This window comes from Maridesulfovibrio frigidus DSM 17176 (assembly GCF_000711735.1).
Lineage (GTDB): Bacteria > Desulfobacterota > Desulfovibrionia > Desulfovibrionales > Desulfovibrionaceae > Maridesulfovibrio > Maridesulfovibrio frigidus.
Map to the genome: position 1 here is coordinate 1 of NZ_JONL01000001.1, position 15,809 is coordinate 15,809.

Sequence of the window (15,809 nt, forward strand, 5' to 3'; positions counted from 1 at the left end):
AGGCCCGGTCGGTCAAGAAGAATTTAACTTTTATTTCAATGATCTCTGAGTGTTAACCCAGTGTCGCTACATCTCTGCAGCGCGGAATCGGAAAGTATGTAATTCCCGTTTAGAAGTCAACCGTTTTGTGACCGGTCAGTCATAATAAACTCTCGGAGACGCTGTGCCGTTAAGGCGTTGCTGACCCGAGAAAGAGGTTCTATGTAAAACGCTGCTCCACGTCAATAGGTTTCTGCGTTATTATGGATATCTATTAGGATTTGTTTTGATTAGTTTGGTTCATAGCGATGTAGGGGGGATGCCTCCGGCGGCTTGACCCCTTTTGGGAAAAGGGGTCAAGGCTCCCAAAACTTTTTAATGGGGGGGGGAAGGTGTTATATGTATAGATTGTAAAAGAGGTTAGTTACTATCTATTTATATGGAGAATGCTATTAGAGTCAGCTCGCAAGCATTAATACAGTGTATATACACAAGACACTACCAATCTCTTCCCATATATAATGATTCAAATTCAGAATTGAGCAAAAAAAAGAAGCGGCCTAAACCGCTTCTTATTAAATAGCTACTAGAGAGACACTTTTATATGGCTCTGCTTACTTAGTTTCACTTCCAAGCAACGTATCAAGTGCGTCAATAGCCTGAACAGGATTCACGCTCACACTGCCTTTTACTTTAGTTTCAGAACTCTTCTTAGTCCATGTATTGCCATTGACTGATTCACTAGAGGAACCACTCTTACCCGTCACTCCACCGTGTATAGTCGGAGCGGCACCAATTGCGGCAGCTTTGGCCGCATCCTTAAGAAAAGTATCAGAGTTCATCTGCGCAGGCTGAGCGGTCTGAGTATCTGAAGGAGATGATGTCACCATAGATGTCGATGCCCCATTCCCTAATATATCCCAACTTCCGCCACCGGCCCTACTTGCCTTAGCATCGTACATGGAACTGTGGCCCATTGAGGTCATCTTTAAAGAAAAGGCTCTTGTCGGAGCCGTATACCCGGGAACAGTACCATGCGCTTTCATAAAATATTGAATACCTGTTTGAGAATTTGTCCAACTAAACTGAGAACCCGTTTTTAAAGTCTCAAGCACATAACTTATTTGCTTACGGTCTGTGGCGGTGAGGCTTTGCATGTCAGGAGCTAGTGTGCCTGTTTGATCTAGACGAGCCTGAGGAGTCATAGGAACAAGTGTAACTGCAACAGCTGAAGGAGAGAGAACATACGCTTCGCCAGTATCTTCTTGCCTATCAATGGAGTTCACACCACTGCTAACGCCCCACGCAGTTTTATCGCCCATCATCATAGATGAGGTATTCATTCCTGACGAAACAGCTTTCATCAAAACCTTTTCCTGCTGGTAAACTCTTTTGATTATAATATCCTGTTGGCGGTACTGATCTTTTTTGAAGGTCAAAATATGATCCGCGTTACGCGCTAGACTGACAGTGCAGGGGGCGACACACGCTTCCTTACCATCAGCAAGGACAGTGGCGCCCATAGGATTAGATGAAACAGGAACTGACTGCATTGCAATCTGCGGCGCGCACCCTGAAATAAATCCCGCCATCATAACAGAAACAGCTAAGCTCTTATAAAATTTCATATGACCTCTTGATAATTGTATTAAGACCAATATACCGAAAAAAGGCGTGGAAAGCCACGCCTTAGATTTTACTTAACTACCGATTTGATCTGATTGCCCTCTCCAAGGAGAACAACCTTTGGCTTATGAAGGCCGAGTTCATCATCATCAAGCCAGGTGTATGTACATATGATAATCTTCTGACCTGCCTTACCCTTGTGGGCAGCAGCACCATTTAAACAAAATTCACCCTCAGTACCCTCAATGGCATAAGTAGTGAGTCTTTCACCATTATCGATATTTAAAACATCCACCCTTTCAAAAGGGAGAATTCCTGCTTTTTCCAGTAAATTAATATCAATAGATATAGAACCTTCATAGTCTACATTGGCTTCCGTAATAGTAGCCCTATGAATTTTAGACTTTAAGAGACAGCGACTGCCCATATTGTCCTCCTTGTGGAGAATTAAAATTGATAACCAAGTTGATTAGCGGGTATCACGCAATTTTGCACTTGGCAATTCAATAACGCAAGACTCAAAAAAGTAGCGCCGTTTTTATTTACCCCAAAAAAAAAGCCGGATAAGTCCGGCTTTAAAATATCGCTTGGTAAAACTACGCGCGGGAGAACTTTTTCTTCAAAACAGCTAAGAGTGACAGTCCCCCTCCCAGTAGGAGAAGTGCCCCAGGAAGAGGTGTCGGGGTATTAGATATTTCCCCCTGAGTGAAAGACCAGCTCTTGCCTTCGTAAAAATTTGTCCCTGTTAACACATCTGAACCTGCAATCTCTGCCCATTCAACAGAAAAATCAGTCTTCTTCGGTGTATCGAACTTAATTTCAGTAATAACATCATTCATACTTGCAGTTGCAGGCCCGGAAAAAATTATACTGCTTTTGGAATCTCCATCATATGCCCAAGACCATCCTGCAGCGGAGTGCTTATCAAATGAGACTTCTTTGATTGAAATATCTGGGTTAGTAACCCATATCTGCATAGCCTTTACGCCACTACCTTCATTACCCCAGCCTTTCGCCGTGATCGAAGAAGCCTGTGCAATGGTCGCCAACAACAAACACAAAGTGAGTGCCGCAACCGAAATTTTTAATAAATTCTTCATATCTTACCCCCTCCCAAATCAATAAATCAAGTTAACGGATCAGCCACCACCAACAGCAGGAAAGACTCCGACCCTATCTCCATCCGCCAACCTTGCATCAAGCTCCGCTGAAACTCCATTTACAAAAACTATTTTAACTTCGTCTAAGGGTATTCCGACTTTCTCAACAATATCTTTGATAGTTTCACCGTCAGAAATCGGATAATTATTCGCATTCTCAGGGCTCTTGTCAGCAAAAGTAGCATAGCAAAGAATCTGTATATTCATGATACCCCTTTAAATAACTATGTTTTATTTAGTAAAAAGAAAAACACTTACGCTAAGCACGACAAGTCCGTCATGAAAGCGACAGCATGCTTTAAACCTTGCAAAAATCAAACCATCCGAAACAGAGGGTGATTTTTTTCGTACAACGGTATTTATCACTAAAGAAAAAATAAGAAGATGGCAATAGTCCACTTTCGAGGCAAGACAAAAAAACCAAATAAAAAGCCCGGCAAGGTAAACCTTGCCGGGCTAAATCAAGCTTAAAAAACTTGTACTGAATTCGATTAAGCAGAGAATGCTTTTTCGAAGTTAGGTACAACCTGTTTTTTACGGCTCATTACGCCTTCGAGGTACACGGATGTGCCTGCAGGTGCAACGCCGAATGCTTTTTCAACAACGGAAGGATCATCAGAAACGATAAGCATTTCAGAACCTTCTTTCATGATGTCGGTGAGAAGCAAGAAACAGCTATGACGTCCGTCAGCTTTAACTTTTTCAAGTTCAGCGTAGAGGTCAGCTTTGATGTCATCGAAAACGGAGAGGTCAACAACTTCAAGCTGGCCAACACCAATCTTGTTGCCGGACATATTGAAATCTTTGTAATCACGGAAAATGAGGTCGTTCATGGAAGCACCTGCAACAGCAGATTTAACATTGAACATTTCCATTCCGAGAGCCATTACATCAGAAACGCCAGCGATCTTAGCGAGTTCTTCAACTGCTACTTTGTCAGCGTCAGTTGTTGTAACAGACTTGAACATTACGGTATCACTAAGGATAGCGCAAAGTACGATTCCAGCAATGTTTTTAGGAACTTCTACATTGTAGAATTTGTACATTGCATTGATAACAGTACCGGTACATCCTACTGGCCATACCCACATTTCGAGAGGGTTGGAAGTAGTAACGTCACCAAGTTTGTGATGGTCAACAACTGCAACAACTTCACCTTTATCAAGGTTGTCCATGGACTGAGCTAGGTCAGAATGGTCAACAAGGATGAACTGTTTGTCAGTAGCGTCAGTCATGATTGCAGGAGCAGCACAACCGAATTTTTCTAGTACAAACTTAGTTTCAGGAGCGAGTTCGCCCTGAGATACTGCTTCTGTAGCTTCTTTAACTTTAGACCAGAGATCAGCGACAGCGATTGCAGATGCGATAGTATCAGTATCGGGATTTTTGTGTCCAACAGCATAAATAGTCATAATAAAATTCCTCCTAAGAAATTTGTAACGTAATTGAGATTGTGTTTTCTATCACAATCTTTTTATTCTGCCAAGTCATACTAAGCCAGCAAGAATAATGAAGCCGAAAAGAACTACGCCAAATACGAAAGTAGCGTAAGCTTTACGCAGTCTCAGAGCTAAAAGCCCACCAAGACTGGCGGCGATCCATAAATAAGACCATTGCATCTCCACAGAAGTGACAACGCCACCCCATTTGTGAAAAAATATACGAAGTACATAATGAAGGATGACCGTACTTGTCCAGAAAAAAAGCCACGATGTTGTCAATGTTCTTAAAATAGATCGCGCAACTAGCTTCTGAGGCAGATTATCACCCACTTCTCCCTTCCTCGCCCAGTTCAATAAATCGTTATAACCACGGTTATGCCACTGCCTCAGGCCGTACTCGAGCCATGCTCCGAGCTTAGCCAAAGGAAGACAGGCCAGCAAAATAACCATAATCTGCGGAGCCTCGGTAAAACCAAATGAAGTGGTCAACGCTAGAGCTGCGACAGTTGAAGCTAGAATATGAGGGGGAATATATGTTCCGGCAGGTATGTTATCCAGCCAGAATAATTCAAAAAAAACAGCAATCTTTAAACTTGTTGCATAGTCTCCAGTAAAAACACCCCAGATAAAACCAACAACAAGCGGCCTTTCAAGAAGTCCGATATTTATTGAAAATCTGAACAGACAAAAAACTGCAAAAAAAAACCGATCACCGCAGTCCATACGGGGAAAGGTAGAGCGAAAGCTTGCAATAGGTTCATGAGAACCTCACTTGCACGGGATCATTTGGTACGCATCTAAAGTCTAATTCTATCCCTTTACCTTTGAAATAATGTAAACAAGATTCGTCATCAGAACTTAGGGCGACACTTGGAGAAATTTGTTTTTTACCAGGGCCATAATGAATGTTGCCTATATTGACTGAGCTAAATTTAAATCCAGCCTCAAAGGCTTTGCGAACATCTTCGCATGAAGAAAAAAGAATAATCGTGTTTCCAGCACTGGAGCAGCCACCGAGCGACATGACCGTCTCTGACAGGTCTTCAACTGTTGAAAACGAACACGTAATAGAATGAGGAATTGCAAGTGACATTATTTGTTGCTGTAAAGCATCACCAGCCACAGCATCATTAGCAACAACGATATGCTTAGCATGAGTATACGGCAGCCATGTTTCAATGATCTGCCCATGCACAAGTCTATTATCTATTCTGACCCAAACCATGCTTAACCCTTTGAAGTTCGTTTTCGAAGCATTTCACCAGCAACAACAATACCCTTAACGCCTGCTCTGCTTATTTCTTCGGCCATTATCTGCAGAGATTCAGTGCGTTTCTGGAGAGCCTTTAAGAGCATTGGCAGACTCACGCCGGTGATAACTTCCATATCATCACTTTTAAGAAGTGAAAGACTTAAATTGGTAGGCGTACCACCGAACATATCTGTAAGAATTAAAATACCGGCACCGGTATTAACTTTGGAAATATTTTTTTTGAGCTCTTTAACAGCAACATCTATCTCTTTGGTACCATCGACGCTAAGAGGCAACACGTTATCCTGAGGACCAACAATCAACTCGGCGGCCTCGATTAGTGCCTTGCCGAAGTTTCCATGAGTTAAAATCACTATTCCGACTTTATTTGCTTCCGTGTCCATTGATATTCCTAATATTAACGTCCGCAACTAAAGTACGGCCTTATTCTAAATTTATATGCTTATGTTCAAGATTTGCAGAGTACCCACTATTCTTGAGTGTGGCAAATATGCGTTCGGCCACTGCAACCGACCTATGACGACCGCCAGTGCAGCCGACAGCTATTGTCAGTCGATATCTTCCCTCTTCTGCGTATAGAGGAAGAATATACTGAAGGAAATCTAAATATTTCTCAATAAAAATAGATCCTGTCTTTGACCCTAACACGTAATCAGAAATGGCTTTATCTTTGCCAGACAAGGGTCTGAGTTCCTTTTCAAAGTAAGGATTAGGTAAGAATCTTAAGTCCATAACCATGTCCGCTTCCGTCGGAACATCGTGTTTAAACCCAAAAGAAATAACATTAACTCTAAGACCGGAAGCACCTTCAGTAAGCTCAGACCACTTTTCCTGAATGCGGCGTCTGAGATCATGAATCGAGTAAGTGGTAGTGTCAATTACTAAGTCGGAAGCTTTGCGAAGAGGTTCAAGAAGTGCCTTCTCCTCTTCAAGAGCCTGCTCAAGACCAAGTTCTCTTGATTCGAGAGGATGAGGCCTGCGAGTGGTGGCGTAACGCCTGACTAATTCCGGCAATCTTGCTTCAAGAAAAATGAGACTCGGACAAACTCCGCCTGAACCTAGTTCCATACAGGTGGACTGCCATTCACCAACGAAATCTTGTTGCCGTAAATCCATACCAAGTACAAGTCCTCGATAATCGTCATCCTTTCCTGTAAAAAGCTGAACGAGCCTAGGCAACATACTTGCCGGAAGCCCGTCAACGCAGAAAAAACGTAAATCTTCGAAAACTTTTAAAACAGTAGATTTACCTGCACCAGATAAACCACTGACAACTATAACGGGAAATGCGCCATCTCTATCCACCTAATCCCCCTCCACTACGGCCTCATTAAGTAAGATTGAGCAGACCAAGCAATTCTTGCTGGTCCTTCGCGCCCTTGAATGCATCTCTGAATGCTTCATCTTTTAGTTGTCGGGATATCTGAGCAAGAACTTTTAAATGAGTTCCTGTCCCTTGCTCGGGGGCCAGAACCATAAAGAATATGTGACAAGGCAGCATATCGAGGGCTTCGTAGTCAATTCCACGACCACTTCTACCAACAACCACAACTATCTCATCTAAACACTCTAATTTACCGTGGGGGATGGCAATGCCATCCCCTATACCGGTAGTTCCGAGTTTTTCGCGACTCATGAGGACCTGGAGAGCTTCTTCGACATCAACCTCAAGCCCTTTGGCTTTAAGAGTTGAAACCATTTCTCTCAGAACTCCGCTCTTATCAGAGCTAGCGAGTTCATAAACAACAAGTCCCTTATCCAAATTATCATTTATTATCATCAGTTAGTATCCTGGATCAATCAATCCAAAATCGCCATTATTGCGACGGTAAATAACATTTATAGCTTCGGTATCAGCATTTCTAAAGACGAGGAACTCACTAGTAAGAGTCTGAAGCTGCATTGCGGCTTCGTCTACAGACATAGGCTTTGGCACAAAGTGATCAGTCTCAACAATAGTAGGTTCGTTATTCTCTTCTTCTGGCTCAGGGTAACTAAGAACGTCCATACGAGCAGGAGCTGTGTCCCTACGCCTGTGACTTCTCATCTTTTCGCGCATGCGTCTAAGCTGCACTTCAAGCTTATCAAGAACCAAATCCACGGTAGAGTACATATCTTCAGAGGCTTCGTAGGCCGAGATATGAATGTTATCAGTGCTTAAGACCACTTCCGCAACGTGCCGAAACTTATCTACTGACAAATTTACCTGAATATCAGTATTGTCCGGGTTTGTTATAAACTTATCAAGCTTACCAAACTTAGCGTTAGCGTATTCCTTCAAGTGGTCAGAAGCGTCAAAGTTCTTAAAGGTAAATGCAACATTCATACGGAACTCCTTGAATAAAGGGTGAATATGCTCTCTACTGAACTGCTAGAATACTTTTTTCCTCTTCGATGAGGACAGAATTCCCATTGCAGTCCGGTACTTAGCTACAGTCCTTCTGGCGATGTTGACCTCAAGTTTGTCCTTGAGCGTCTCGGCAATTTTTTCATCACTCAGAGGTTTTTTACTGTTTTCATCGCCGATCAACTGTTTGATCAGAGCCTTAACCGATTCGGACCCGACCTGAGAACCATCATCAAGTCCGAGTGCACTATTAAAGAAAAATTTAAGTTCATAAATCCCATGTGGAGTCGAAACATACTTACTGGTAGTTATTCGACTAACTGTTGATTCATGCATTTCAATATCTTCTGCCACCTCTTTGAGAATAAGCGGTTTAAGCTTGGTGACACCACTTTGAAAGAACCCCCGCTGAAACCTTACAATGGAATCCAAAACCTTATAAAGTGTACGCTGCCTCTGATAAAGACTCTTCATAAGCCACTGTGCAGATCTCATCTTATCCTGAAAATACTCTTTATCTTCACCCTTGGTTGACGCCAGAGTCTCTACATAAAAAGAATTCATCTGCAACTTTGGAAGACCGTCCTCGTTTAAGACTATAACAAAGTCTCCATCATATTCATACACATATGCATCCGGACTGACATAGAAAGAATCTCCCCCTGAAAAGCTTGCCCCTGGTAGAGGATCAAGAGTCTGCATCAGATCAAGATAACTCTTCAGGTCCTCCATACTGAGCTTAAACTTTCTTGCGAGAGGCTTATACCTTTTCTTCTCCAGATCTTCCAAATGATCTTTGACAAGAGAAACCAGTATAGGATCATCATCAAGCTTCAAAACCTCAAGCTGAATCAGTAAACATTCCTGAGGAGTACGAGCTGCCACTCCGAGAGGATCAAATCTTTGTATTCGAGAAAGAACATTTTCGACATCTTCGATTTGAGCGTAACAGGTTTCGCAAATTTCATCCAACCCTATCCGCAAATATCCGCCTGCACTGAGATTACCTAAGATACACTCACCAATGACCACTTCCTTCTCAGTAAAATCAGAAAGACACATCTGCCATGCGAGGTGTCCCTCGAGAGAAGTCTGCTTTGTTAGTCTAGCCTCAAAAGACATCCCCTCTTCCTGAGATTCAGACTCGCGAGTGCCTGCCTGCTTGGAAGTACTCGAAAACTCACCGAGATAATTCTCCCAGTCAGCATCACGTGAAATTTCTGCTTCTTCAGCAGTGGCAGTGCCGGATTCAGCATCCGCACTGTCTGTGCGTTCAACAGCTTCGGCTTCTTCCAGTATCGGATTTTCAAGAAGCTCCTGCTGAACAGTATCGAGCAGCTCCAATCTGGAAAGCTGCAACAACTTAATAGCCTGCTGCAACTGAGGTGTCATCACCAGTTGCTGCGAAAGCTTGAGTTGTTGTCTAAGTTCCAGTCCCATAATTCTGTGCCACCCTATGATACAATTAAAAGTATCTTTTAAACTTTTTAAACCGCTGAATAACGTTCGCTCAACAAATCTTTAAAAAAAATATTATTTAATTGGATTTGTTCTTGATTAAAGTATGCCACACTCCAGAAACCCATGCAAGAAATAGTACAGATTTATCCGTAATTTCAGGATATTTTAATCTTATGCAATGTACATGAAAAAACTGTACCAATGTTCGGGCTTGCTGTAAATCAGCAAACCCAAATTTTATGAATCGTGAGTATATTTATAAAAAAATAGGGAGAAAATATGGAGAAGATAAGAGAGAAAAAAGGGAGGCAAAAAACATGAAAAAGCTAAGCTGGACGGAGTGATCAGAGACTAAAACTATCCCCTAGATACAGCCTGCGAGCTTTCGTATTTTTAACGATATTTTCAGGTGCACCATTAAGAATAACACGCCCTTCGTATACCAAATAGGCTCGATCACAAATGGATAAGGTTTCGCGCACGTTGTGATCGGAGATCAAAATACCGAGCCCCATATCTTTGAGGGAGGAGATTATGTCCTGAATTTCAATAACGGCAATAGGGTCGATACCCGCGAAAGGCTCATCAAGCAAAATAAATTTGGGGTCATTAATCAAAGCTCGAGCAATTTCAAGCCTGCGACGTTCACCACCGGAAAGATAAAGCGCTGTCTGGTCTGCAAGGCGCAATATGCCAAGCTGATCTAGAAGCTCATCTGCTCTGTTGCCGATTTGTTTACCGGATAATCCAGTATGCTCGATAATTATTTCAAGATTTTTGCGAACAGAAAGTTTCTTGAAAATTGAGCTTTCCTGCGGAAGATAACTAATGCCGTGTCTTGCTCTTTCATGCAAAGGCCAGCGCGTAATCTGATTCTTATTGAGGTACACATCACCGGAAGTGGGCTTCACAACACCGACAAGCATATAGAAAGTGGTAGTCTTCCCTGCTCCGTTAGGACCAAGTAGACCAACAACTTCACCTTCTTTAACATTAAGGCTGATACCACGGACAACTTCTTTCTGCCCGTAGTTCTTAACTAGCTTGGTGGCTATTATCGAAGACATATAATTCCTGTAGAATTGAACATTAAATTACTATGGAGAGACATTATTAGGTGTATAGAAAATAGCCTCTACAGGCTTATTACCACCGACAACTTCTGAACGGTTATCTTTGAGATAGAACTTAATAAGTTCGCCCTGCACAAGATTAGGACCATCCTTAAGCTTCGCGTTACCTTCCATATATATGATAGAATCAGCTACAACATAGGTAAGCGTATCACATGAACCCTTGCGGTTATTCATTACAACCTTAACCCTGCCGTTAGCCACAATTTTTTTAATTTTATCCTGAGTATCTTTAAGAGAATCTCCACCAGCTCTAAGGTGTGCTGTAAGAGTATCAGAAGTGAGAGTAACTTCAAGACGGACAACCTTTACGTCGCCGGAAAAAGTAATGCGGTTCTTATTCTCACTGAAAGTCATTTTCTTAGAAGTAATCTTGATAGGCACATCGTCTGAAGCGCCCGCCACGCGTGCCTTCTTGGGTTTATCTTTTTTAGCTTTATCAGGAGCTACAATCGTCAAATATGCTTTGTATACATACCCGATAATCTTAGCCTCGCCCCCGGAAGTTGCGCCACCTTTATAAATCGGAAACCACTTCCCTTGAACTGGACCTACAAGCACAGCCTGCCCTACTTCCAGCTTATCCACTATAAGGGATTTTGCATTGGGCTGAGACCTTACATTAAGTACAGCCTCAGAATACATCGTACTGGTTACGATAGGAGCATTAAGAACATCTTCCATAGCTTCATCCATAGAGGCTAAAGCAGTAGCACGCTCTTGAAGTTCGACATCCTTCTTTTCAGCGGCAGCGGCAATATCAGCTTTGCGGGTATCTATTCCCGCCATTTTTTTCTCTTCTAAATTTTTAGGGTAGGCAGCTAAAAACGGCCCCCATGCATATCCCCAAACAGGTGTACCTTTCTTAACTATCGTATCAATACGATAGAGAGCGTACATTCCGCCTTTCTCTTTGCCTACCTGCGCTCTATGCCCGGGATTAAGAACCCCGACAGCTTTAGAACTTGCAACAGGCTTCTGAATTACGCTCACCTTACGGACAGCATACCGCACTCTTGCATCTTTAGATTTAAGATCTACAGAGCTTTTCTTTACAAAACCGAGTGCATCACTTTCAGCAGTAACAGGCTTATCAGCCTTGAAAATTGCATACCAATCGCCGCGCAAAAAGCCGACTTTTATCTTACTACCTTCATCCAAAGTTCCGGCAACAGCCGATTTCGATGATCGCTTAGCACGGTAATCAAGTTTACTGCCAATATACCTAACATCACCCCAGTCAACGACAGAATTACCCTGCGCAGCTGAAATTACTATTTTCTTTGAGATATATCCTACCGGTTTTTCAGACAAATCTGACGAAGCAGGATAAACTCCGAACCAGCCGCCTTTTTCCTTGCCAACTAAAAAGCTTTCACCCGGAGATAAAACCCATATAACAGGAGCTTTAAGCGAAGCGCTTTCTCTGACATTCGCGATAGATTTAGTGTTTTTGAGATTTGCTTTATCGTCGCAATAGGCAGCAGAGCTTAAAGAAATAGAAACAAGGAAAAGCGCTACACCGAAAAGTGCAGGTGCAATAGATGCAGAGAAACTGCGAAACAAGGAGTCTTTATCAAATATACTAATCAAATGTATGCTCGCTTCTATTGTGGCATTACCACCATATTCGGTGCTATCAGGGCTTCCATACCGTCTTCGATCATTATTTCTCTAGTCGCCAGATCAACTTTAACTTTTTGAGAAGTTATGTAGATCGTGGGGCTTTGCACTTTGACATTACCTTCAAGAAACATCAGATTTTCTTTAGACTTAAAGTCCAAAGTATCAGCTTGAAGTTTCATATCTTCGTAATCGCCTTCAACATTGTCCCACAACTTCAAACCTTCACCCTTCTGGCCAACTTCACCATGAAGAGCGCGGATAAGAACTTCTTTTCTATCTCGTCCTAAATAATAAGTGACCCGGGGTTTATCCGCTATAACCAGACCGCTGTCTTGATCATAGTCGGCACTACCAGCGCGAAGTATCCATTCGATATCGCCTCCAGTGCCCTGTATCAATTCAATCTCTTCAGCAGAAATATCAGATTCGCTACCGGCCCCCAAAGGAGGCGGTTCAACGAATTCCCGTACCATATGAGGATACGGCGCAAACTTGCTCCCAAGCATTGTGCCGACAACAAGCCCCGCACACAGCACTGCAAGTAGGATTAAAACAGAGCGAATCCGCCCCATCTACTCAGCCCACTCGCGCCAAATATCTTCAAGAAGTCCCTGACTTTCCAGTAAAAAAGAAATAGCTTCTCTGACCGCGCCATGACCACCGGGCTTTTTAGACACCCATTTGGCAATGCCGATAATCTCAGGTTGAGCGTTGCAGACAGACATAGGAAGTCCGACTTTAAGCATCACGGGAGCATCAATCCAGTCATCGCCAATATAAGCAACCTCTTCCGGCTTCAGTCCTTTTTCTTGAATAAGCTTTTCATAAAATGGAACTTTATCGCGCTGACCAGGATAATATTCGGTAATACCAAGTTCTGTCACACGAGACTCTACAGCTCCGTGATTCAGACCAGTTATAACCGCAAGATCAAGCCCCGCCTGTTGCGCGAATTTGATACCGAGACCATCCTGAACATTAAAACGTTTAGTTACGTTACCGTCATGGTCATAGTACAGACCACCATCGGTAAGAACTCCGTCAACATCCAGAATAAGGAGTTTAATCTTTGCAGCTAATTCATCAACACGCATAATCAATGCTCCACGCGGCAAGTAAATCTTTAATGAGATCTTCAGTTCTATCTAAGGGCCAGCTGTTCGGACCATCGCAAAGAGCTGTGTCAGGATCGGGGTGGACTTCCATAAATACACCGGAAGCGCCAGCTGCAACAGCCGAGCGAGCCAAGACAGGAACAAATTCCCGCTGTCCACCGGATTTACCATCAAGGCCGCTTGGAAGCTGCACAGAATGGGTAGCGTCAAACACAACAGGACATCCGAGATCTTTCATAATGGATAGACCGCGCATATCAACCACTAGGTTGTGATAGCCAAAGCTTGATCCACGCTCGGTTAACCAGATGCGTTCATTACCTGTGGAACGGATTTTACCGACCACATGGCGCATATCCTGCGGCGCAACAAACTGTCCCTTTTTAACATTAATCACGCGCCCTGTATTTCCAGCGGCAACCAGTAAATCTGTCTGCCTGCACAAAAATGCTGGAATTTGCAAAACATCGGCAACGGCAGAAACAGGCTCAGCCTGCTCAGGAGAGTGGATATCGGTAACGATAGGTAGACCGGTCTCTTCTTTAATGCGAGCCAGCCACTTAATACCTTCATCAAGTCCCGGACCTCTAAAGGATTCCACGGACGTTCTATTAGCTTTGTCAAAAGAACTTTTAAATATAACCGTCAAATCAAGACGCGAAGCTATATCCGCAAGAACTTTTGCCGCTTGCATTGCGACATCAAAACTTTCAAGCGCACAAGGACCCGCTAAGATAAACGGGCCTTGTACACATTTGTTATATAATTCATCGGGGGTCAAAATAAATTACCTCCCTGTATTTCATTCTTTCTATCAAGAATACTCTTATTTGTTGTCGCGAGAAGCTTTAATGAAGTCTCTGAACAACGGATGGGGATTCATTGGAGTTGATTTAAATTCCGGATGGAACTGACAACCAACAAACCAAGGATGTTCCGGAACTTCAACGATCTCAATAAGAGTCTCATCAGGAGATGTTCCGCTCAGCATAAGACCTGCTTCCACAAACTTCGCTACGTAACCATCTTTATTGAACTCGTAACGATGACGATGACGTTCCTGAATTTCAGCCTTGCCGTAAGCATCCATAGATTTGGATCCTTCAACAATCTTACAAGGGTAAGCGCCGAGACGCATGGTTCCACCCTTATCGCTATCTTCGCAACGAGATTCAGTTTTCTTAGTGCGGTAATCGTACCATTCTTTGATCAGGTAGATAACGGAATCAGGGCCATCTTTATCGAACTCTTCAGAATTCGCATTAGTAAGTCCCATAACGTTTCTAGCGTACTCAATAACAGCACACTGCATGCCCAGACAAATTCCGAAAAACGGCACTTTGTTTTCACGAGCGTACTGAATTGCAGTAATCTTACCTTCAACTCCACGAGAACCAAATCCGCCAGGAACGAGCACTCCGTCAAGTCCTTTGAGCTTTGCTTTAACATTCTTAGGAGTAATTTCTTCAGAATTAACATAGCGCAATTTAACAGCTACTTCATTAGCAACTCCGCCATGAATCAGCGCTTCGTGCAAGCTCTTGTAAGCTTCCTTCAGGTCAACATACTTACCGATAATACCGATTGTAGTCTCACCTTTTGGATTATTGAGTTTGTAATTAAGTTCTTTCCAAGGCTCAAGATTACAGTTCTTTGCAGGTAGCTTGAGCATGATAGCAATCTTCTGATCAAGTCCTTCCTGATAAAATTTCAATGGAACTTCATAAATAGATTCAACGTCTACTGCGGTGAAAACTGCGTCGCGGTCAACATCACAGAAAAGTGCGATTTTGCGTTTGATGCTTTCTTCCAGCTCAACTTCACTGCGGCAAAGAATGATATCAGGATGAATACCGATGCTGCGGAGTTCCTTTACACTGTGCTGTGTAGGCTTAGTCTTAACTTCGCCGGCAGCTTTCAGGTAAGGAACAAGTGTCAAATGAATGTATAAAACATTTTCGCTTCCCAGTTCAGAGCGGAGCTGACGAATGGCTTCAAGGAAAGGCAGTCCTTCGATATCACCGACTGTGCCGCCGATTTCGATAAGTGCGACATCTTCACCTTTAGCAACGCCAAGTACAGCTTGCTTAATCTCATCAGTAACATGAGGAATAACCTGAACAGTACCACCAAGGTAGTCACCACGACGTTCTTTAGTGATGACAGAATGGTAAATACGACCAGAGGTAAAGTTGTTGTTCTGGTTAAGCGGAACATCAAGGTAACGCTCATAATGACCTAGATCGAGATCAGTCTCAGCGCCATCGTCCGTCACATAAACTTCGCCATGCTGAAAGGGATTCATGGTTCCGGGGTCGACGTTAATATAAGGATCAAGCTTCTGAATTGTAGCTGTCAGCCCTCTGGCTTTAAGAAGTGCGCCGATTGAGGCCGCAGCCAGACCCTTGCCCAGAGAGGACAAAACGCCCCCGGTAATAAAAATAAACTTGGTTTTCATGATGCTCCCATCCAAGATGGATTGTGTATTTTAAAATCTCGCTGATACATAAAACAAAATGCTCAACGTATAAAGTCGTATTTAAAAAAAAAGTAAAAAGGCGCCATCCCAGTAAACACCCCGTATTCAGGCGTATCCGACATCAATTAATTGTGTTAGCGGTACGTCCTGAGGAATATAGGTTGTTGA

General features: G+C 43.0%; 18 protein-coding genes. All 18 read right to left on the reverse strand.

Going from position 1 to position 15,809, the window contains the following annotated elements; all coding sequences use genetic code 11:
• Window positions 1–593: 593 nt before the first annotated feature.
• The 18 genes from BR06_RS0100005 to BR06_RS0100095 all read right to left on the reverse strand — a co-directional run bounded on the left by BR06_RS0100005 (window position 594) and on the right by BR06_RS0100095 (window position 15,620).
• The gene (locus tag BR06_RS0100005) at window positions 594–1,607 is read right to left on the reverse strand and encodes a PEGA domain-containing protein (RefSeq protein WP_031478876.1); all 1,014 of its coding nucleotides are present in this window, start codon (window positions 1,605–1,607) and stop codon (window positions 594–596) included.
• A gap of 68 nt (window positions 1,608–1,675) precedes the next feature.
• Window positions 1,676–2,032 carry an aspartate 1-decarboxylase gene (gene panD / locus BR06_RS0100010; protein WP_031478878.1) on the reverse strand — a complete coding sequence of 119 codons (357 nt, stop codon included), beginning with the start codon at window positions 2,030–2,032 and terminating at the stop codon, window positions 1,676–1,678.
• 169 nt (window positions 2,033–2,201) lie between these two features.
• The gene (locus BR06_RS19090) at window positions 2,202–2,705 is read right to left on the reverse strand and encodes a hypothetical protein (protein ID WP_034602693.1); all 504 of its coding nucleotides are present in this window, start codon (window positions 2,703–2,705) and stop codon (window positions 2,202–2,204) included.
• A 39-nt stretch (window positions 2,706–2,744) separates the two neighbouring features.
• Window positions 2,745–2,972, reverse strand: a complete 228-nt coding sequence (locus BR06_RS0100020; RefSeq protein ID WP_031478880.1) for a MoaD/ThiS family protein — start codon at window positions 2,970–2,972, stop codon at window positions 2,745–2,747.
• A gap of 284 nt (window positions 2,973–3,256) precedes the next feature.
• A complete protein-coding gene (locus BR06_RS0100025) occupies window positions 3,257–4,177 on the reverse strand; it encodes a manganese-dependent inorganic pyrophosphatase (protein ID WP_031478882.1) in 921 nt (306 codons plus the stop codon).
• Between the two features lie 75 nt (window positions 4,178–4,252).
• On the reverse strand, window positions 4,253–4,930 hold the full coding sequence (locus tag BR06_RS0100030; RefSeq protein WP_051676845.1) for a PTS sugar transporter subunit IIC: 678 nt from the start codon (window positions 4,928–4,930) through the stop codon (window positions 4,253–4,255).
• A 34-nt stretch (window positions 4,931–4,964) separates the two neighbouring features.
• Window positions 4,965–5,432 carry a PTS sugar transporter subunit IIB gene (locus BR06_RS0100035; RefSeq protein ID WP_031478886.1) on the reverse strand — a complete coding sequence of 156 codons (468 nt, stop codon included), beginning with the start codon at window positions 5,430–5,432 and terminating at the stop codon, window positions 4,965–4,967.
• A gap of 2 nt (window positions 5,433–5,434) precedes the next feature.
• Entirely contained in the window at window positions 5,435–5,863 is a 429-nt protein-coding gene (locus BR06_RS0100040) for a PTS sugar transporter subunit IIA (protein ID WP_031478888.1), read from the reverse strand.
• A gap of 40 nt (window positions 5,864–5,903) precedes the next feature.
• A complete protein-coding gene (rapZ, locus tag BR06_RS0100045; RefSeq protein ID WP_031478890.1) occupies window positions 5,904–6,785 on the reverse strand; it encodes an RNase adapter RapZ in 882 nt (293 codons plus the stop codon).
• 25 nt (window positions 6,786–6,810) lie between these two features.
• Entirely contained in the window at window positions 6,811–7,260 is a 450-nt protein-coding gene (locus BR06_RS0100050; RefSeq protein ID WP_031478892.1) for a PTS sugar transporter subunit IIA, read from the reverse strand.
• Between the two features lie 3 nt (window positions 7,261–7,263).
• Window positions 7,264–7,806, reverse strand: a complete 543-nt coding sequence (gene hpf / locus BR06_RS0100055) for a ribosome hibernation-promoting factor, HPF/YfiA family (protein WP_031478894.1) — start codon at window positions 7,804–7,806, stop codon at window positions 7,264–7,266.
• Between the two features lie 45 nt (window positions 7,807–7,851).
• A complete protein-coding gene (gene rpoN / locus BR06_RS0100060; protein ID WP_031478896.1) occupies window positions 7,852–9,267 on the reverse strand; it encodes an RNA polymerase factor sigma-54 in 1,416 nt (471 codons plus the stop codon).
• Between the two features lie 365 nt (window positions 9,268–9,632).
• On the reverse strand, window positions 9,633–10,355 hold the full coding sequence (lptB, locus tag BR06_RS0100070; RefSeq protein WP_031478898.1) for an LPS export ABC transporter ATP-binding protein: 723 nt from the start codon (window positions 10,353–10,355) through the stop codon (window positions 9,633–9,635).
• Window positions 10,356–10,385: 30 nt separating this feature from the next.
• A complete protein-coding gene (locus tag BR06_RS0100075) occupies window positions 10,386–12,014 on the reverse strand; it encodes an LptA/OstA family protein (RefSeq protein WP_031478900.1) in 1,629 nt (542 codons plus the stop codon).
• A 14-nt stretch (window positions 12,015–12,028) separates the two neighbouring features.
• Entirely contained in the window at window positions 12,029–12,619 is a 591-nt protein-coding gene (gene lptC / locus BR06_RS0100080; protein WP_031478902.1) for an LPS export ABC transporter periplasmic protein LptC, read from the reverse strand.
• On the reverse strand, window positions 12,620–13,141 hold the full coding sequence (locus tag BR06_RS0100085) for a KdsC family phosphatase (RefSeq protein ID WP_031478903.1): 522 nt from the start codon (window positions 13,139–13,141) through the stop codon (window positions 12,620–12,622). It lies immediately after the preceding gene.
• On the reverse strand, window positions 13,131–13,943 hold the full coding sequence (gene kdsA, locus BR06_RS0100090) for a 3-deoxy-8-phosphooctulonate synthase (RefSeq protein ID WP_031478906.1): 813 nt from the start codon (window positions 13,941–13,943) through the stop codon (window positions 13,131–13,133). Before kdsA ends, BR06_RS0100085 begins: the two co-directional genes overlap by 11 nt.
• Before the next feature lie 45 nt (window positions 13,944–13,988).
• Window positions 13,989–15,620: a CTP synthase gene (locus BR06_RS0100095; RefSeq protein WP_031478907.1), complete on the reverse strand. Its 1,632-nt coding sequence runs from the start codon at window positions 15,618–15,620 to the stop codon at window positions 13,989–13,991.
• Window positions 15,621–15,809 lie beyond the last annotated feature (189 nt).

Coding starts and splice junctions, on each gene's coding strand:
- lptB (WP_031478898.1), bottom strand. CDS start 10,355: ATGTCTTCGATAATAGCCACCAAGCTAGTTAAGAACTACGGGCAGAAA.
- BR06_RS0100025 (WP_031478882.1), bottom strand. CDS start 4,177: ATGACTATTTATGCTGTTGGACACAAAAATCCCGATACTGATACTATC.
- rpoN (WP_031478896.1), bottom strand. CDS start 9,267: ATGGGACTGGAACTTAGACAACAACTCAAGCTTTCGCAGCAACTGGTG.
- BR06_RS0100040 (WP_031478888.1), bottom strand. CDS start 5,863: ATGGACACGGAAGCAAATAAAGTCGGAATAGTGATTTTAACTCATGGA.
- BR06_RS0100035 (WP_031478886.1), bottom strand. CDS start 5,432: ATGGTTTGGGTCAGAATAGATAATAGACTTGTGCATGGGCAGATCATT.
- BR06_RS0100005 (WP_031478876.1), bottom strand. CDS start 1,607: ATGAAATTTTATAAGAGCTTAGCTGTTTCTGTTATGATGGCGGGATTT.
- panD (WP_031478878.1), bottom strand. CDS start 2,032: ATGGGCAGTCGCTGTCTCTTAAAGTCTAAAATTCATAGGGCTACTATT.
- BR06_RS19090 (WP_034602693.1), bottom strand. CDS start 2,705: ATGAAGAATTTATTAAAAATTTCGGTTGCGGCACTCACTTTGTGTTTG.
- BR06_RS0100030 (WP_051676845.1), bottom strand. CDS start 4,930: ATGGACTGCGGTGATCGGTTTTTTTTTGCAGTTTTTTGTCTGTTCAGA.
- BR06_RS0100085 (WP_031478903.1), bottom strand. CDS start 13,141: ATGCGTGTTGATGAATTAGCTGCAAAGATTAAACTCCTTATTCTGGAT.
- BR06_RS0100020 (WP_031478880.1), bottom strand. CDS start 2,972: ATGAATATACAGATTCTTTGCTATGCTACTTTTGCTGACAAGAGCCCT.
- hpf (WP_031478894.1), bottom strand. CDS start 7,806: ATGAATGTTGCATTTACCTTTAAGAACTTTGACGCTTCTGACCACTTG.
- BR06_RS0100095 (WP_031478907.1), bottom strand. CDS start 15,620: ATGAAAACCAAGTTTATTTTTATTACCGGGGGCGTTTTGTCCTCTCTG.
- lptC (WP_031478902.1), bottom strand. CDS start 12,619: ATGGGGCGGATTCGCTCTGTTTTAATCCTACTTGCAGTGCTGTGTGCG.
- BR06_RS0100050 (WP_031478892.1), bottom strand. CDS start 7,260: ATGATAATAAATGATAATTTGGATAAGGGACTTGTTGTTTATGAACTC.